The sequence below is a fragment of the Amycolatopsis rhabdoformis genome, from assembly GCF_035918295.1.
Classification (GTDB): Bacteria; Actinomycetota; Actinomycetes; order Mycobacteriales; family Pseudonocardiaceae; genus Amycolatopsis; species Amycolatopsis rhabdoformis.
Genome location: NZ_CP142149.1, coordinates 7354950 through 7371007, shown reverse-complemented (window position 1 = coordinate 7371007; position 16058 = coordinate 7354950). Strand labels below are relative to the sequence as shown.

Genomic DNA, 16058 nt, shown 5'->3' with positions numbered 1-16058 from the left:
GACCTTCTTCGCATCAACGACCCGTGTACCTCGGATCCTCCGGCGGCAGCTGTGCGATCGGTTGGTCGGCCATGATGTTCTTCATCGCGCCGAACCAGGTTTGGGCGGGGGTCTTGCCGCCGAACATGTTGCCGGTGCCGCAGGTGGTGACGGTGCCGACGGAGCGGAAGCAGAGGCCGCCGGTGCCGCCTTCGGGGCGGAAGACCATGGCGGCGCCCGCCATTTGCGGGGTGCCGGCGACGAAGGTTGCGGAGCCGTTGTTCTGCGTGGTGCCCGTCTTGCCGAGGATCGGACGGTTCCAGCCGACGGCCGCTGCCGCCGCGGCGGAGGTGCCGCCCGGCTGGTCGTCCTTGCTCATGCCGACGACCATCGTGTTGGCCAAGCCCTCAGGCACCGCCTGGGCGCAGGCTTCTTCTTTGTACTGCACCGGCTTGCCATTGCGGTCGGTGATGCCGGACAACGGCGTGGGCGGGCACCAGACGCCGCCGCTCAGCAGGGTTGCGGCGACGTTCGCCATTTCCAGCCCGCTGGTCGGGCTGAAGCCGAGGGTGAAGGCGCCGAAGCCGGGCGTCCTGTTGTCCGGCCCGTAAGCCTTGGCCTGGCTCTGGCTCTTGGCCGGATCCTTCGGGTCGACCGGGCCGCCGCCCGTGTTGCTCGCCATGGTGTTCTTCATGCCCAGCCTGACCGCCATGTCGATCCCCGGAGCGGTACTGCCGAGTTGGTCCTCAAGCGCCACGAACGCGGTGTTCGGTGAGGTCGCGAGGGCGCCCTGAAGGGTGTTCGAAGCACCGTAATGCCCCGCGTTGCCCACGCAGTACCAATTGGAACGGTACGGCGGGCCGGTCGGAGGGCAACTGCTGTTGCCACCGGGAAACACGTGGGACACATAGGTATCCCCGACCGGGATGTTGCTGTAGATGCCGGCAATTCCCTTGTCCAGCACCGCCGCCGTGGTGAAGATCTTGTAGCTCGACCCAGCGCCGCCCGTGTTGTACACGCCGGATGGCAGCGCGAAGGTGGTCTGGCCCGCATCCGCGTCGATCCCGTAGTCCCGGTTCGCCGCCAGCGCCACCACCTCATGGCGTGTTTTCCCCGGCCGCACAAGGGAAAGCGTGTTCGCCACGTTCTTCTGCGTCTTCTTGACCTGCGTCTCCGCCGAGACCTTCGCCTCGTGGTTGGCCTTCTCGTCGAGCGTGGTCTTGATCGTGTAGCCGCCCGTGTACAGGTCGTCCTTGGAGAAGCCGGCCTTCAGGAGGTAGTCCTCGACGTACTGGCAGAAGAAGCCGTTCTCCGGGCCCGCGCCCGTGCAGTTCGACGCGGGCTTCGCGGGGGTGTCCGGCACGACGCCGAGCGGGGACGCCTTGAAGCGTTCCGCGTCGGCCTTCGCGAGTTTGCGGTTGTCGACCATGCGGTCGAGCACGAGGTTGCGGCGGGTGGTGGCCTTGTCCGGGTGCTTCCACGGGTCGTTGTTGATCGGGTTGTTCACCAGGCCCGCGAGCAGCGCGGCCTGGGGCACCGTGAGCTTCTCCGGCGTGGTGTTGAAGTACGCGTGCGCGGCGGCGCCGATGCCGAAGATCTGGCGCGAGAACTCGACAATGTTCAGGTAGCCGGCGAGGATCTGCTGCTTCGACAGCTTCGTCTCGAGCTGGATGGCGATGCGCGCTTCCTTGAGCTTGCGCGCGAGCGTCTGCTCCTGGGCCTTCTCCTGGCCCACCTTGTCGCCGCGGTAGACCACGTTGATCAAGTAGTTCTTCACGTACTGCTGAGTGAGCGTGGACGCGCCCTGCGTGTCGCCGCCGGTGCTGTTGGACACGGCCGCGCGCAGCGTGCCCTGCCAGTCGACGCCGTGGTGCTCGTAGAAGCGCTTGTCCTCCACCGACACCAGGGCCCACTGCATGGCCTCGTTGATCTGGTCGGCCGCGACCGGGATCCGGTACTGGTCGTACAGCGTCGCGATCGGCTTGCCGCCCGAGTCCGTGATCGTCGTCACCAGGGGCGGCGGGATATCGGCGAGGTCGGACGACGTCTTCTCCACCGTTTCGCTCGCCTGGTTCGACACGACGCCGGCCGCGCCCACCACGGGGAACAGGATTCCGGCGCCCAGCACCCCCGCGAGCAGACAGAGGCCGATGAGCTTGAAGAGACCGTCCGTTTTGCGCACGAAGGCCAGGGTACTGAAGGCCTGTTGTGCTCCCGTTACCTCACACCCGCCAGGGGTCGACAGTCGTGACAAAACGGACCCCATGAGGTGACATCCGGTAACGGAATGCATGCTAGGTCTTGGCTAGGGGAACCGAGGGCCCCTACAGTCCGTCAACGTTCCACGAAAGATTTTTGCCGCCTGACGGCCCAGTGCGAGTGGGAGCTCCTCTGGACCGAACGGCGGCAGCGGCACCGGGGAGGTGCCGTCACCGACGTGGGAGCAGAGGGAGACACGCTCGCGGGGGTGGGAGCGGGAGCTTCACCTTCGCTGGTGTCGAACACCAGGGTAGGGAGCTGGGGGTATGGAGACCAAACAGCCGAGCTGGCGCATGAGCGCGTCGTGCCGGGATGCCGATCCCGACGGGCTCTTCGTGCGCGGCGCCGAGCAGAACCGGGCGAAGGCCGTGTGCATGGGGTGCCCGGTCCGCACGGAATGCCTCGCCGAGGCGCTCGACGGCCGGATCAACTTCGGGGTCTGGGGTGGCATGACCGAGCGCGAGCGCCGGGCGTTGCTGCGCCGGCGCGCCGACGTGACCAACTGGGCGGAACTGCTGGAGGCGGCCAAGCGCGACGCCGTGGAAGGCGCCCGCGTCAGCTGAGCTCTCGTGAGTGGCTGGGCAGAGCTCAGCCACTCACGAGTTCACTCGGTAACGAGCTCAGTCAGTAACGAGCTCAGTCAGTAACAAGCTTGGTACCGATGTCGCGCAGACCTTCCAGGTCGTGCACGTCACCGGCCAACGCCGGCACCCGCACCAGCGGCACTTCGGGATGTGCTTTCGTAAACCGGGCCAGCATCCGGTTCTCGCGTTCGGCCAGAGCCACGCGGTCGGCGTGCAGCCGCAGCACGGCCTCGGCCAGCGGCGCGCTCGTGTCGCCCTTCTGCAGCGACTCCGCGGCCGCGATCGCCTCCGATGCCGAAAGCGACGCGAGCACGGGGTGCGTGCGGTTGGCCACGAGACCCGCGAGCGGCATCGACTCACCCGCGAGCCGCTCGACGAAGTACGACGCCTCGCGCAGCGCGTCGGGCTCCGGCGCGGCGATCACGAGGAACGACGTGCCGCTCGAGCGCAGCAGCTCAGCCGTCTTGCGGGCGCGCTCGCGGAAGCCGCCGAACATGCTGTCGAAGGCCTGCATGAACGCCGACGCGTCGGCCAGCAGCTGCCCGCCGATGATCGTGGACACGGCCTTCGCGAACATCGAGAACCCGGCGCTCACCACCTTGCGCAGCCCCCAGCCGCCCGCCTTCGCGGGGCCGGTGAGCAGGCGGATCATGCGGCCGTCGAGCGCGCTGGACAGGCGCGTGGGCGCGTCGAGGAAGTCGAGCGCCGAACGGCTCGGCGGCGTGTCGACGATGATCAGGTCCCACTCGTCGGTGGCGGCGAGCTGCCCCAGCTTCTCCATCGCCATGTACTCCTGCGTGCCGGAGAACGACGTGGAAATGGTCTGGTAGAAGGGGTTCTGCAGCAGCTGCTCGGCCCGCTCCGGCCCGGCGTGCACGCGCACCATGTCGTCGAACGTGCGGCGCATGTCGAGCATCATCGCCCACAGCTCGCCCTTGGGCTCGAACCCCTCCACCTGCACCTGACGCGGGTGGTTGCCGAGTTCCCGCAGGCCCAGCGCCTGCGCCAGCCGCCGCGCCGGGTCGATGGTGAGCACCACCGTCTGCCGGCCGCGCTCGGCGGCGCGCAGCGCGAGCGCCGCCGCGGTGGTCGTCTTGCCGACACCGCCGGAGCCGCAGCACACGATCACGCGGCTTTCCGGGTCGTCGAGCAGGGCGTCGACGTCGAGCGTGGTCATCAGCGCACCCCCTGATCCAGCAACGCTTCCGCGAGGTCGTAGAGCGCCGCCACGTCGACGCCGTCGGTGACCTCCGGCAGCTCGAGCGTCGGCAGGTCGGCCTCGGCGAGCTGCTCACGCGCCCGCTGTTCGGCGGCCACGCGCACGGCGTGCTCCACCGTCTCTTCCACCAGCGCGTCGAGCGTTTCGTCCGGCAGCTTCAGCCCGGCCGACGCGAGGCCCGAGCGCACGCGGCCGGCGTCGACACGACCGTCGGCCGCGGCCGTGACTGACCGCGCGGGCAGGCGCGGCGGGCGTACGCGGTTCACCAGCACGGCGCCGGGCCGCAGGTCGGCGCCGTCGAGCTCCGCCACCGCCTCCACGGTCTCGCGCACCGGCATCTCCTCCAGCAGCGTGGTGAGGTGGATGGCGGTCTCGCCCGAGTGCAGCAGCCGCACGACGCCGTCGGCCTGGCCACGGATCGGGCCGGTCTTGGCGAGGTCGGTGAGGGCCTTGGTCACGTCGAGGAACTTGACCACGCGGCCGGTGGGCGGCGAGTCGACCACCACGGCGTCGTAGGTGTGGCGGCCGTCGGACTCCGTGCGGCCCACGCACTCCTTGATCTTGCCGGTCAGCAGCACGTCACGCAGGCCCGGCGCGAGCGTGGTCGCGAACTCGATCGCGCCCATCCGCCGCAGCGTGCGGCCGGCGAAGCCCAAGTTGTAGAACATCTCGAAGTATTCGAGCAGCGCGGCCTCGACGTCGATGTGCAGCGCGCGCAGCTCGCCCCCGCCGGGGACGGACGCGATGCGCTGCTCCGCGTACGGCAGCGGCTCGGTGTCGAAGAGCTGGGCGATGCCCTGGCGGCCCTCGACCTCGATCAGCAGCACCCGGCGGCCCTCGCGGGCGAGCGCCAGGCCCAGTGCCGCGGCGAGGGTGGTCTTGCCGGTGCCGCCCTTGCCGGTGACGAAGTGCAGCCGGGCCCGGGTGAGCTCGTCGGGCCAGCCGGCGGAGGGAGTGGTCACGCCTTCAACACTAAACCGGGCATCAGCTCGCCAGCACCATGACGCCGACCGCAGCGGCGACCACGGCGACGATGATCCAGGTGAGCAGGCCGGGCAGCACGGTGAGCGTGAGCACGGCCACCACGACCAGCGCCGTGAACGTGACCGCGCCGCCGATCGCGACCTGCGCCGAACTGTTCACGCGGTCGCGCACCTTGGCCATCACCACGAGCACGAGCGGCAGCCCGGCCGCGGCGAGCAGCACCGTCGCGATGATCCGCCACGTCTCCACACCCCCACGGTAGCGAGGGTCGAAACGTGTGAAGTGGACCACATCCGCTCACGGTCGGTGAGTCGTTCACCTGGACGGGCGCACCTGTGTTCCCCTGTCCCGCTCGGCCTTGAACGGCGGCGGCCGTGTCCACCCTTGCCCGCTTGGCTACGCTCCCCGGCATGAGCGCGACCAAATGGGAGTACGCCACCGTCCCTCTGCTGATCCACGCGACGAAGCAGATCCTCGACCAGTGGGGTGAGGACGGCTGGGAGCTGGTCACCGTGCTCCCGAACCCGAGCGGCGAGCAGCACGTCGCGTACCTCAAGCGCCCGAAGAACTGAGGGGACCCGTCGTGACCTGGACTTCCCGGCTCGCCGAGCTCGGCATCGAGCTGCCCGCCGTCGCCGCGCCGCTGGCCGCCTACGTGCCGGCCGTGCAGAGCGGCTCGCACGTGTACACCTCGGGCCAGCTGCCCTTCGTCGACGGCACGCTCGCCGCGACCGGCAAGGTCGGCGCGGAGGTCAGCCCCGAAGAGGCCAAGGGCCACGCCCGCACCTCCGTGCTCAACGCGCTGGCGGCGGTCCACGCGCTCGTGGGCATCGACTCGGTCACGCGGATCGTGAAGGTGGTCGGCTTCGTCGCGTCCGCGGAGGGCTTCACCGGCCAGCCCGCAGTGATCAACGGTGCGTCCGAGCTCCTCGGCGAGATCTTCGGCGACGCGGGCAAGCACGCCCGCTCGGCCGTCGGCGTCGCGGAGCTCCCGATCGGGGCGCCCGTGGAGGTCGAACTGATCGTGGAGGTGAAGTGATGGACCCCGACATCGAACAGTCCCTGCACGAGCTGCTGATCCGGCTCGCGGGGCGCACGCCGGACCAGCTGCTGTGGCGGTTCCGCGACTGGCTGGGCGAGGGCGCGATGGGCACGCTCGCGCGTACGCTGCCCAGGTCTTTGCTTAAGCACAGGATCGATCTGGACCAAACCGAGTACCGCCTGCTCGTCGCGGGTCTCATCCCGCACGGCGCCGACTGGCACCAGGTGAGTTCCACCCTGGGGGTAGACGACGTCACCGAGACCAGGTACACATTCACACCGAGTGCGCCCGAATGGGTGAACTCAGTCGACTCTGTGTCCGTCTTGCTCCACGCAACGTTGCGAGGACGCGCGGATGTGGGGGAAGTGCGGCAAAGCTGGCGACACCTCGGTGTGGTCGGTGAGGGTGGGGCCAAGCGTGTCCTGCTGGTGACGGCGACGTCCGGGCTGCCGAGGCTCACCGGCGAACTGCAGCGCGTGCTGCGGGTCCTGGGGGACGAGGAGCCGAGCGTCGAGGTCATCCCACCGCGCTTCGACCTACCCGGGTACCACCGGGCCGCGCTCGCCAATTCGGAGCTGGTCTGCGTCGGTGCCGCGGGTTCCGGTAATCGACTCGTCGCCGCTTAACGCTCGAGCCGCCAGGCGAGCTGGGAGGAGCAGAGCAATGGTGGAGGTTCACGACGGCCCGCCCATGGACGGGTTCTCGGTGCCCCTGCGCCTGCACAACTTGTTGCTGGCCCTGGCGGGCCGCATCGACGACAGCGCGCTCACCGAAGCACGTGAGCTGATCGCCCGCGCGCACATCGACGAAGCAGTCGAGCTGACCACCGGCACGCTCATCGCGGGCCGGATCCCGGTCAGCTCGTCGGAGCAGCGTGAACTGGCGCTGGTGCTCGAGATGAGCCGTTCGGACGCGACGCTCGCCAACGACCTGCTGGTCGACGAGGCCGAGCAGGTGCACAGCCACCGCTTCACCGGCGACAACCAGCCGGAGTTCGGGCTGGCCGAGGCGCTCGACCGCACCCTGCAGGTGCTGCCGGACGTCCGCTCGGTGCACGCGGTGTGGCGCAACACGCCGGCCGGTTCCGTGCCGGGTGCGTTGCCGCAGCGCGTGGTGCTGGTGGAGCTGGGGCCGGAGGGCAACCCGCCCGCGGTCGCGTTCCGCGTCGACACGGCCCTGCGTCGGGCCGGCATCAGGTCGGTCGTCGAGGTCAGCGGCCCGGGGGTCGCGCGGTCCGCGTACCACCAGTCGGCCGCGTCCGTCGCCACGCCCGTGTGGGTCACCGGCAGCACGCACACGCCGACCACGGAGTACCGGCCCGAGCCGGTCGCGGCCCCGCCGCAGCCGCCGCCGGCCCCCGCGCCGGTGCCGGTGCCGACGCCCGTGGTGGAGCCGGTGCTGGAGGCCCCGAGCCGGCACAGCATCCGGCAGGCGCCCGAGGTCGTCGCGCCCGTGGTGCCGATCGTGCAGAACACGCCGACGCCGCAGGTCGACAACTCGCGCAAGTCGCGGTCGGAGACGCGCGCCGAGCGCACCGCCGACCTCACGCCGGCCGAGGTCGCGCAGCTGCGGCAGGCGCTGGCGGAGGACCCGGAGAAGGGCCGCGAGATCGCCGCGGGCAAGCCGAGCATGCACGAGGTCGTGGAGCTGCCCGCTCTGGACCTCGACGACCCGAGCCTGTCCGAGCGCGACCGCGCGCTGCTGCGTGAGCTGCACGAGGAGCTGGCCGAGCGCGAACGCGCCGAGGCGGCCCGGCTGCGGCTCAACGGCGCGTCCCGGTCGGGTGGCGACCGGTGGTCGTCTTCCTGACGCAGTGAGCTACCGGTGCGGCCCCGGACCCCGAGCGGGTTCGGGGCCGCACTGTGTTCCGACCCCGCTGTCGTTCGGGATCGTGCTGTCGTCCGGGACCGCGCTGTCGTGGCCGCGCTGGTGACATGTCACAAGTCGTAGGCGTGGGGTCACGGTCGCGAGGTATGTTGCCCCGGTGGATCGGCCGCGTGAGTTCCTGTTCGACATCCCCGTGGGGGCCGGAGTGAGCACGAGGGCGAACTCCGACGGCCCGCCCGTGACCCCCAAGGACGCCGCCACGGTGATCCTGGTGCGTGACGGCGACGCTGCGGGCGGAGTCGAAGTCTTCCTGCAGCACCGCGTGAAGGGCATGCCCTTCGCCGGCGGCATGACCGTGTTCCCCGGTGGCGGCGTGGATCCGCGCGACGCCGACGCGTCCGTGGCGTGGGCCGGACCACCGCCGAGCTGGTGGGCCGCGCAGTTCACCTGCGACGAAAACCTCGCCCGCGCGCTCGTGTGCGCGGCGGTGCGCGAGACGTTCGAGGAGTCGGGCGTGCTGCTGGCGGGCACGGAAGACGCCGTGGTCGCTGACGTCAGACCGTATGCCGAAGCGCGGAAAGCGTTGGAGAGCCGGGAAATCTCGCTCGCCGCGTTCCTCGCCGACGCCGGGCTCACGCTGCGCGCCGACCTGCTGCGGCCGTTCGCGCACTGGGTCACGCCGGCGCAGGAGCCGCGCCGCTACGACACGCGCTTCTTCTCCGCACGGCTGCCCGAGGGCCAGCGCGCCGACGGCGCGACGTCCGAGGCGCTGGCCACCGGCTGGCAGCGGCCGTCGGCCGCGATCGCCGACGCGCGCGAAGGCCGCCGCATGCTGATGCCGCCGACCTGGCTCACGCTCACCGAGATCGACGAGTTCGCCACGGCCGACGACCTGCTCGCGGCGCCGCGCGACATCGTGCGCACCATGCCGACGCTCATCAAGGAGGGTGACCGCTTCCGCGTCGTCCTCGACGACTCGGAGGTCTGAAGGTGACCGCTCCCGCGTACGGCGTGCTTCGCCGCGTCTCCGAGACCGCGCAGGTGCTGCTGGAGAACAACCCGTCGACGATGACGCTCGAAGGCACCAACAGCTGGGTGCTGCGCGGGGCGGACGCGCCGGCGGCGGTGGTCGTCGACCCGGGTTACCACGACCTCGAGCACCTCGAAAAGCTCGCGGCCGTCGGTGCCGTGGAGCTCGTGGTGCTGACCCACCACCACGCCGACCACGCCGAGGGCGCGCCGTGGTTCGCCGAGCGCGTGGGCGCGCCCGTGCGGGCGTTCGACGCAGCGCTGTGCCGCGGCGCCGAGCCGTTCGCCGACGGTGAGGAGTTCAGCGCGGGCGGACTTTCGTTCCGCGTGCTGCACACGCCCGGGCACACCGACGATTCCGTGTCCCTGCACGTCGCGGGCCAGATCCTCACCGGCGACACGATCCTCGGGCGCGGCACGACCGTGCTCAAGGACCTCGGCGACTACCTGCGGTCGCTGCGCAAGCTGATCGAGCTGCCCGCCGGCACGCCCGGCCTGCCTGGTCACGGGCCCGAGCTGGCCGACCTGCCCGCGACCGCGCGCGAGTACCTGGCCCATCGGGAACAGCGGCTGGACCAGGTGCGTTCCGCTTTGAAGGTGCTCGGGGCCGACGCGTCGCCGCGACAGGTGGTCGAGGTGGTCTACGCGGACGTCGACCGAGCGCTGTGGGCGCCTGCCGAAATGAGCGTGCGGGCGCAGCTGGACTACCTACGTGCTTCGGAGGACGGGCGATGAGTGACGTCGAGGTCGAGTTCTACTGGCGGCCGGGCTGCGGCTTCTGCGCGGCGCTGCGGCGGCCGCTGATGGCGAGCGGCCTGACCGTCAAGGAGATCAACATCTGGGAGGAGCCGGGCGCGGCCGAGCGGGTGCGTGAGGTGGCGAACGGCAACGAGACCGTGCCGACGGTGATCGTCGGGTCGATCGCGATGGTGAACCCGTCGTTCGCCGAGGTCGAGGCGGCGGTGAAGGCTGCGTCGGCGGCTTGAGTTCCGCGGGTTCTGCCGAAAAGGGCCGCTCACCGGGCTGGTGAGCGGCCCTTTTCACGCTCAGAACGCGGTGAGCAGCGGGCTGTCGACGGCGGGCCGTTCGCCGTGGAGGAACCGGGCCCAGAGCTTGCGCAGGTCGTCGCTCTCGGGCGGGTTCGGGGCGCCGTCGAGGCAGGCGGCGCCCGGAGCGCCGTTGCCGAAGAGGAACGGCACGTCGATGCAGTGGCAGGCGCCGTACCGGTTGCCGGGCGCGGCCCAGTCGAACCGCATGAGGGTGGCGTCTTCGCCGAGCTGCTTCATGAGCCGGGGCAGGTCGCCGCTGAAGAGTGACGTGGTCATCGCGTCGACCTGCTCCTGAGGCGCGTCGGGGGTGAACGCGCGGACCTCGTCCCGGGTCCAGCTCACGAGCGCGCGGCCGGGTTTCGCAGCGGTGATGAGGTTGTCCGGGACGAGGTCGTGGTCGGCCACGAGCTGGAACGGCGGTGCGATCCCGCCGCCGAGCTGGGCGGCGAGCGTCTTGAGGCCGTCGAGCAGCCGGTCGGTGGGCATGGTGGTGAGCTCGGCGGGGCCGGTCGCGCCGAGGGCGTGCAGGTACTTGTCGGCCCAGCCGGCCGCCTCGTCAGGCGTCTGCGGGGGCAGGCCGACGGGCGGGCTCTGCAGGGCGATCTGGTGCACCAGGCCCTGCGCACGGGGTGCGGACCAGAGCGTGAGCGTGGACTGCGCGCCCGCGGACTGGCCGGCGAGGGTGACACGGCCGGGGTCGCCGCCGAAGGCCGCGGCGTTGTCGCGCACCCATTCCAGCGCGGCGAGCTGGTCGGCGATGCCGAGGTTGGGCGGGGCGACGCCGTCGAGGGGCAGGAAGCCGAGCACACCGAGGCGGTAGTTGACCGTGACCACCACGACGTCGGCCTCGGTGGCCAGCCGCGTGCCGTCGTACCAGCCCTGGCCGCCGGACCCGGTGAGGAACGCGCCGCCGTGGATCCAGACCAGGACCGGGCGCGCACCGGTGGTCGAGGGCGTGAAGACGTTGAGCGACAGGCAATCCTCCGACTGCGCCAGCTCCATCGGCCCGATCACCGCCGCGAGCCGGGACGGCAGCTGGATCGCCGCCGGGCCGGGTTCCAGAGCGTCTCGGACGCCGGTCCACGCCGGGGCCTTCGTCGGCGGTGCGAAGCGTTCCTGCTGCGCGTACGGGATGCCACGAAACGCGCCGTTCACGCCGCGCACCTGGCCGCTGGTGGTTTCGACGATCATCGGGTTCACCTTTCCACGAAACCGAGGGCCGCGCCGCCGGCGTGCGCGGCGGGGACGAAAAAGCCTTGGCGGGGCAGGTCGACGGTGGGCAGGTCGGCTTCCGTGACGAGTTTCCGTGCCGTGGCGAGGTTTTCGACGGCCACGGTCTGTGCGGCGAAGTACGGCAGGCGAGGTGCCTGCTCGCCGGGGAGGACGTCGTCGAGGCGGGTCACGGGCACGAGGTCGAGGCGGCCGATGCCGAGCTGGAACGAGTTGTCCGTGGCGGTCTGGTCGAGGATTTGTTCGTAGCGCTCGGTGTAGGCGGGCAGGTCGGCGTCGGCGACCACGAGCTGCACGCTGTCGAGGCCCGTCGCGGTGTTGGGGTGGCTGAGGTAGCGCGGCTGGAACACGAACTCCGGCGTGAGGTGCTCGGCGGTGTGCAGGATGCCTTCCGGCGTGCGGTCGCGGCGCAGGTGCACGCTGCGGAACCGCGCGGTGCGGGGGCCGTCGGGGGTGCCGACGTCGCGTTGCAGAGACAGCGCGCCAGTCGTCGAGAGGCCGGCTTCGACAAGCCGGCGTTCGGCCGCCGGCGTGTCCGGGACGCCGAACGAGACGCCGTGCAGGCCGTCGCCGCGCGCGACGATCGGCAGCACTTCCCACGGGTCGCCGGCGGTCGCGTCGACGATGCCGATGAACTCCAGGAACGAGTCGCCGAAGTAGGCGCACCGGTTGGCGGTGCAGCTGAGCGTGGGTTCGCCGCCGCTGGTGCTCGCGGCGAGGTGGCGCGAGTGCGGGCTGAGCGTGAAGCCGAGTTGTTCGTAGCGGCGCCAGACGTGGTCGTAGTCGGTGGCGAGGAAAACGGTGTGGTCGAGGTTCATGTGTGGCTCCTTCCGATGCGCTCGACTCTGGTCCGCTGCGGCGGTTCAGGCTGCTCATCGGCTTGAAGTGCTCCAAATCCGACACGGATTAGGCTGATCCGGTGGATTCCCCTCAGCTCGACGAGCTCGACCGCTGCCTGGCGCACGCGTTCCAGGTCGACGGGCGCGTGCCGTTCAGCCGGCTGGCCGAGGTGCTGGGCGTGTCGGACCAGACCGTGGCGCGGCGCTACCACCGGCTGCGGTCCACGGGCGTGCTGCGGGTCGTCGGCGTTCCCGAGGTGACCAAGCTCGGGCGCGTGGTGTGGCTGCTGCGCGTGCGCTGCATGCCCGACGCCGCCGGAGCGATCGCCACGGCACTGGCCCGCCGCGACGACACCGCCTGGGTCTGTCTCACCTCGGGCGGTACGGAGATCGCGTGCTACACGTCGGCGCCACGCCAGGAGGCCGACGAGGGGTTGCTGTTGGGGCAACTGCCGCGCACGCCGCGCGTGGTGTCGGTGACGGCGCACCGGTTGCTGCGGCGGTTCGCAGGTGGCCCGACGGGGTGGCCTGGGCGGGCGAGTGCGCTGTCTGCCGAGCAGGTCGCGGCGCTGACCGACGGTGCCGGTTCCGGTTTCGACGCCGGCGCGGGTGTTTCGGGCTCGTCGCCGGTGACCCCGCGCCTCGAACCCGGCGACGACGCTCTCTTCACCGCCCTCTCCCAGGACGGCCGCGCCTCGCTCGCGACCTTGGCCGCCGCTTCAGGCCGCTCGGAGACGACCGTGCGCCGCCGTCTGCACCACCTGCGCACCTCGGGCGCCCTGTACTTCGACGTCGAGGTGGACGCGGCTCTCCTGGGCGCCTCGCTGTCGGCGCTGCTCTGGCTCAGCGTCACCCCGTCCCGCCTCGACGCGATCGCCCGCGAAGTCTCGACGTATGCAGAAGTCGCGCTGGTCGCCGCGACCACCGGGCCGACCAACCTGGCCGTGACCGTCGGCTGCACCGACGACGACGCCCTCTACGACTTCCTCGCCACCCGCCTCGGCGCCCTCCCCGGCATCCACCAGGTCGAGACGGCCCCGATGATCCGGACCATCAAACGCTCCGGCAGCTGGACCGGCACTTGAGTCACCCCCGGCTGGACGCGGCCCACCGCATCCGCCGAGCCCACGACTCCACCTCACTCGACCACGGCTACCACCGACCCGGCTGCAGTCGACCGCGACCGCACTCGACCACGAGATCGCGCCGGCTTCTGGACTGAGCAGTTTTCTCGCGGCCCCTGGGCCGCGAGAAAACCGGGAGGGAAGAAGCCGGCTTGAAGCGATCTCGCCCGCGTTCGGCGAAGCCGTCGCAGACGACACAGCCTTACCGCAGCATGGGCATCAGGTAGTACGTGAGGCTCACCTCCTGGGGCTCGGCCGCGGTGAGGATGCACGCGCGCAGGCCGGGCTGGATGGCGAGGCGGACGGTGGTGTCGGCGAAGGGGGCAAGGGCGTCGAGGAGGTAGCGCGCCTGGAACGTGGGCGAGGTGCGGCCGCCGGAAACGTTTGCCTTCAGGGTTTCCTCGGCTTCGCCCGTGTCGGCGCGGGTGCTGGCGAGGCGGACGTGGGTGTCGCCGACCTCGAGGGTGAAGGTGCGGCGGTCTTCGGCGTAGACGCCGACGCGGCGGATCGCGGCGGCGAGGGTGGCGGCGGAGAGCTCGACTTCCGTGTCGACCGCGCCGGACGGGATGGTGTCGGCCGACAGGAAGCCGGCGTCGAGCACGGCGGTGGTGACGGTGCCGCCGGGCCAGGCGAGGCCGAAGTGGCCAGTATCGGCGTGGAGGGTGAGGGTGCCGGTGGCGTGGCGCGTGGCCTCGGTGAGCAGGCGCGCGGGCACGAGCACGTCGAGCGGCCCCCACGCCGCTCGCAACGGCACGCGCGCCACGGCCATGCGGTAGCGGTCCGAGGCGGTGAGCACGAGGGCGTCACCGGAGCTCTGCACGCGCACGCCCGTGAAGACCGGCAGCGGGTCGTCCTTCGCGGCCGTGCCGGCGACCGTGCGGACGGCGGCCGCCAGCAGTCCGCCGTCCACTTCGGACAACCGCGGGGGCGGCGCGGGCTCCACGCGCGCACCCCGGTCCAGCAGCGGCAAGGCGAAGCGCGCCCCTTCCACGCGCACCGCCAGCCGGCTGCCTTCGACGACCAGGCGCACCTGGTCGACGTCGAGCATCTTCAGCGTCTCCGCCAGCGGCGCCGCCGGCACGAGCACCTCACCGTCGGTGTGGGTGATCGCCGGGGCCGTCAATCGCACGGACAGGTCGCGGTCGCGGCCCACGACCTCGAGCCCGCCCGCGTCCGCGTGAAGCCGCAGCGCGGCCTGCTTGGGCAGGAGGCGCGCCGCGGCGTTCACGGCCGTGGACAGTGGCCGTGCCGGTGACGTGAGATCCATGCCGCGAAGCTAGCGCGGCCCACCGACAAAAACCGGTTACGGTCGTGCTGAGCTGCGGAAACGTCAGCGGCCGGCGCCCACGAGCGTGTCCGGGCCGGTGGGCTCGGCGGCCGGCTTGCGCACCGTGCCGCGCAGCAGCCACACGACGACCGCCAGCACCACTCCGGACACCCCAGCCGCGAGGAACGACGCGCTCGGACCCGCGTGCTCCACCAGGTAACCGCTCACGGACTGGCCCGCGGCCAGCCCCAGCGTGACCGCCGTGAGCACCCAGCCGAACGCCTCCGCGGCCGTACCGCGCGGCGCGACGGTTTCGATCGCAGTCGAGTGCGTGGTCGACTGCGGCGTGATCAGCGCACCCGCCAGCAGCATCAGGAGCGCCAGCGCCCACAGCGACGAAGGCAGCGCCAGCAGCGCCACCAGCGCGCCGAACCCGCCCAGCAACGCGGGCAGCCGCAGGCCGAGGCGGCGCGGCCACGGGTGCAGGCTGTAGGCCACGCCGAACGCCACCGACGTGAGCGACCACGCCGAAAGCAGCAGCCCGCTCAGCGCCGCGTGCCCGGACTCGGTCGCGGCGGCCGGCACGGCCACCTCCACGAACCCGATCACCACACCGAAACCCAGCGCGGCCAGCGCGAGCGTGCGCATGCCGGGGCTCGCCAACGCACCCAGCAGCCGCGTCTTCGTCTTCGGCGCCGGACCCCACGCGCGCACGGCGGGGCTCAACGCGAACACCGTCGCGCCGGTCACCATCGCCGCCGCGCCCACGACCATGCCCGTGCCGGCCCACGGCGCCGTGATCAGCAGGCCCGCGATGCCCGGGCCGAGGATGAAGAACACCTCCATGCTGATCGCTTCGTACGAGAAGGCCGCGTTGCGCGCAGAGCCTTCCGGAAGCAGTTTCGTCCACAGCGCTCGCGAAGCCGACCCGATCATCGGCTCCGACAACCCGGTGGCCGCGGCCAGCGTGACCAGCAGGAACGTGGGCGCGTGCGCCTCGATCGCGAGGGCCAGCGCGACCATCGACATCGCGAAAAACGCCACCGTGACCAGCAGCGGCCGCGTGGGCCCGTAGCGGTCGATGAGCCGCCCCTGAACCACCGCACCCACGGACACGCCGACGAGCGAGCTGGCCGAAACCAGCCCGGCGGCGGCGAACGAACCGGTCTCCCGCTGCACGTAGAGCAGCGCGGAGATACCGATCATCGCGATCGGCAAACGAGCGAGCACCGACGCGACGACCGGGCGGCGAGAGCCGGGAGCCCTCAGCGCGGCCCGGTAGTCGGCGAGCGTGGTGCGACCTTCAGAGTGGGACACGCGTACCAGTATGCCTGAGAGTGGTACGTAAGTACCAGTTGTTTTCCGGTCAGGTGCGTCACTGCCATCGAACGCCGCGGTTACGCCCGTGAGGTCTCGATCCCGTAACGCTCTCCGCATTCTCGGTGAACTCGTGCAACGAAACGGCGCACGTGGCGTCCTTGAGAGTGAATGGCCTTGAATTCGTGGGTAGTGGCCATGATGGTTGAGAAACAGCACATCCCAGCTCCCTCCGGCATACGGGTCGGGGCCTGAACCGGAGGGCGGGGAGCGCGGGTCGTCGGGGGATGGTCCGCGCGAAGGCAAAGA

At 71.1% G+C, this 16058-nt stretch carries 17 protein-coding genes; 9 read left to right on the top strand and 8 right to left on the bottom strand.

The features are described from left to right. Window positions 1-13: 13 nt before the first annotated feature. On the bottom strand, window positions 14-2161 hold the full coding sequence (locus tag VSH64_RS33965) for a transglycosylase domain-containing protein (protein WP_326566832.1): 2148 nt from the start codon (window positions 2159-2161) through the stop codon (window positions 14-16). Window positions 2162-2504: 343 nt separating this feature from the next. On the opposite strand from VSH64_RS33965, the gene VSH64_RS33960 reads away from it, so the two are divergent. Beyond that, window positions 2505-2801: a WhiB family transcriptional regulator gene (locus VSH64_RS33960; RefSeq protein ID WP_326566831.1), complete on the top strand. Its 297-nt coding sequence runs from the start codon at window positions 2505-2507 to the stop codon at window positions 2799-2801. A gap of 73 nt (window positions 2802-2874) precedes the next feature. Here the strand turns inward: VSH64_RS33960 and VSH64_RS33955 are convergent, their stop codons facing one another. From VSH64_RS33955 to VSH64_RS33945, 3 genes are read right to left on the bottom strand one after another with little or no spacing between them, the layout of a single operon-like run. Continuing rightward, on the bottom strand, window positions 2875-3999 hold the full coding sequence (locus VSH64_RS33955; RefSeq protein WP_326566830.1) for an ArsA family ATPase: 1125 nt from the start codon (window positions 3997-3999) through the stop codon (window positions 2875-2877). Beyond that, window positions 3999-5003, bottom strand: coding sequence for an ArsA-related P-loop ATPase (locus VSH64_RS33950; protein WP_326566829.1), 1005 nt, complete (start codon window positions 5001-5003; stop codon window positions 3999-4001). The genes VSH64_RS33955 and VSH64_RS33950 overlap by 1 nt, the downstream gene beginning before the upstream one ends. A 22-nt stretch (window positions 5004-5025) precedes the next feature. Next, the gene (locus VSH64_RS33945) at window positions 5026-5274 is read right to left on the bottom strand and encodes a hypothetical protein (RefSeq protein WP_326566828.1); all 249 of its coding nucleotides are present in this window, start codon (window positions 5272-5274) and stop codon (window positions 5026-5028) included. 161 nt (window positions 5275-5435) lie between these two features. Between VSH64_RS33945 and VSH64_RS33940 the strand changes: the two genes are divergently transcribed. The 7 genes from VSH64_RS33940 (at window position 5436) to VSH64_RS33910 (ending at window position 9909) form a co-directional block, all read left to right on the top strand. Next, window positions 5436-5597, top strand: coding sequence for a DUF4177 domain-containing protein (locus tag VSH64_RS33940; RefSeq protein WP_006238837.1), 162 nt, complete (start codon window positions 5436-5438; stop codon window positions 5595-5597). Between the two features lie 11 nt (window positions 5598-5608). Continuing rightward, window positions 5609-6064, top strand: coding sequence for a RidA family protein (locus VSH64_RS33935; RefSeq protein ID WP_326566827.1), 456 nt, complete (start codon window positions 5609-5611; stop codon window positions 6062-6064). Continuing rightward, entirely contained in the window at window positions 6064-6693 is a 630-nt protein-coding gene (locus tag VSH64_RS33930; protein ID WP_220244880.1) for a hypothetical protein, read from the top strand. Before VSH64_RS33935 ends, VSH64_RS33930 begins: the two co-directional genes overlap by 1 nt. Window positions 6694-6730: 37 nt before the next feature. After that, window positions 6731-7876, top strand: a complete 1146-nt coding sequence (locus VSH64_RS33925) for a hypothetical protein (RefSeq protein WP_326566826.1) — start codon at window positions 6731-6733, stop codon at window positions 7874-7876. A gap of 175 nt (window positions 7877-8051) precedes the next feature. Continuing rightward, window positions 8052-8882 carry an NUDIX hydrolase gene (locus VSH64_RS33920; protein WP_326566825.1) on the top strand — a complete coding sequence of 277 codons (831 nt, stop codon included), beginning with the start codon at window positions 8052-8054 and terminating at the stop codon, window positions 8880-8882. Window positions 8883-8884: 2 nt separating this feature from the next. Further along, complete coding sequence (locus VSH64_RS33915) at window positions 8885-9658, top strand: MBL fold metallo-hydrolase (RefSeq protein WP_326566824.1); 774 nt, start codon at window positions 8885-8887, stop codon at window positions 9656-9658. Then, the gene (locus VSH64_RS33910) at window positions 9655-9909 is read left to right on the top strand and encodes a glutaredoxin domain-containing protein (RefSeq protein WP_326566823.1); all 255 of its coding nucleotides are present in this window, start codon (window positions 9655-9657) and stop codon (window positions 9907-9909) included. The genes VSH64_RS33915 and VSH64_RS33910 overlap by 4 nt, the downstream gene beginning before the upstream one ends. 60 nt (window positions 9910-9969) lie before the next feature. On the opposite strand, the gene VSH64_RS33905 is transcribed toward VSH64_RS33910, so the two are convergent. After that, entirely contained in the window at window positions 9970-11163 is a 1194-nt protein-coding gene (locus tag VSH64_RS33905) for a carboxylesterase/lipase family protein (RefSeq protein WP_326566822.1), read from the bottom strand. 5 nt (window positions 11164-11168) lie between these two features. After that, a complete protein-coding gene (locus VSH64_RS33900) occupies window positions 11169-12020 on the bottom strand; it encodes a VOC family protein (RefSeq protein ID WP_326566821.1) in 852 nt (283 codons plus the stop codon). 101 nt (window positions 12021-12121) lie between these two features. On the opposite strand from VSH64_RS33900, the gene VSH64_RS33895 reads away from it, so the two are divergent. After that, window positions 12122-13126, top strand: a complete 1005-nt coding sequence (locus VSH64_RS33895; RefSeq protein ID WP_326566820.1) for an Lrp/AsnC family transcriptional regulator — start codon at window positions 12122-12124, stop codon at window positions 13124-13126. A 241-nt stretch (window positions 13127-13367) separates the two neighbouring features. On the opposite strand, the gene VSH64_RS33890 is transcribed toward VSH64_RS33895, so the two are convergent. Together VSH64_RS33890 and VSH64_RS33885 are read right to left on the bottom strand one after the other, a co-directional pair. Next, window positions 13368-14432 carry a DNA polymerase III subunit beta gene (locus VSH64_RS33890; protein ID WP_326566819.1) on the bottom strand — a complete coding sequence of 355 codons (1065 nt, stop codon included), beginning with the start codon at window positions 14430-14432 and terminating at the stop codon, window positions 13368-13370. A 63-nt stretch (window positions 14433-14495) separates the two neighbouring features. Next, on the bottom strand, window positions 14496-15749 hold the full coding sequence (locus VSH64_RS33885) for an MFS transporter (RefSeq protein WP_407655578.1): 1254 nt from the start codon (window positions 15747-15749) through the stop codon (window positions 14496-14498). Between the last annotated feature and the right edge of the window lie 309 nt (window positions 15750-16058).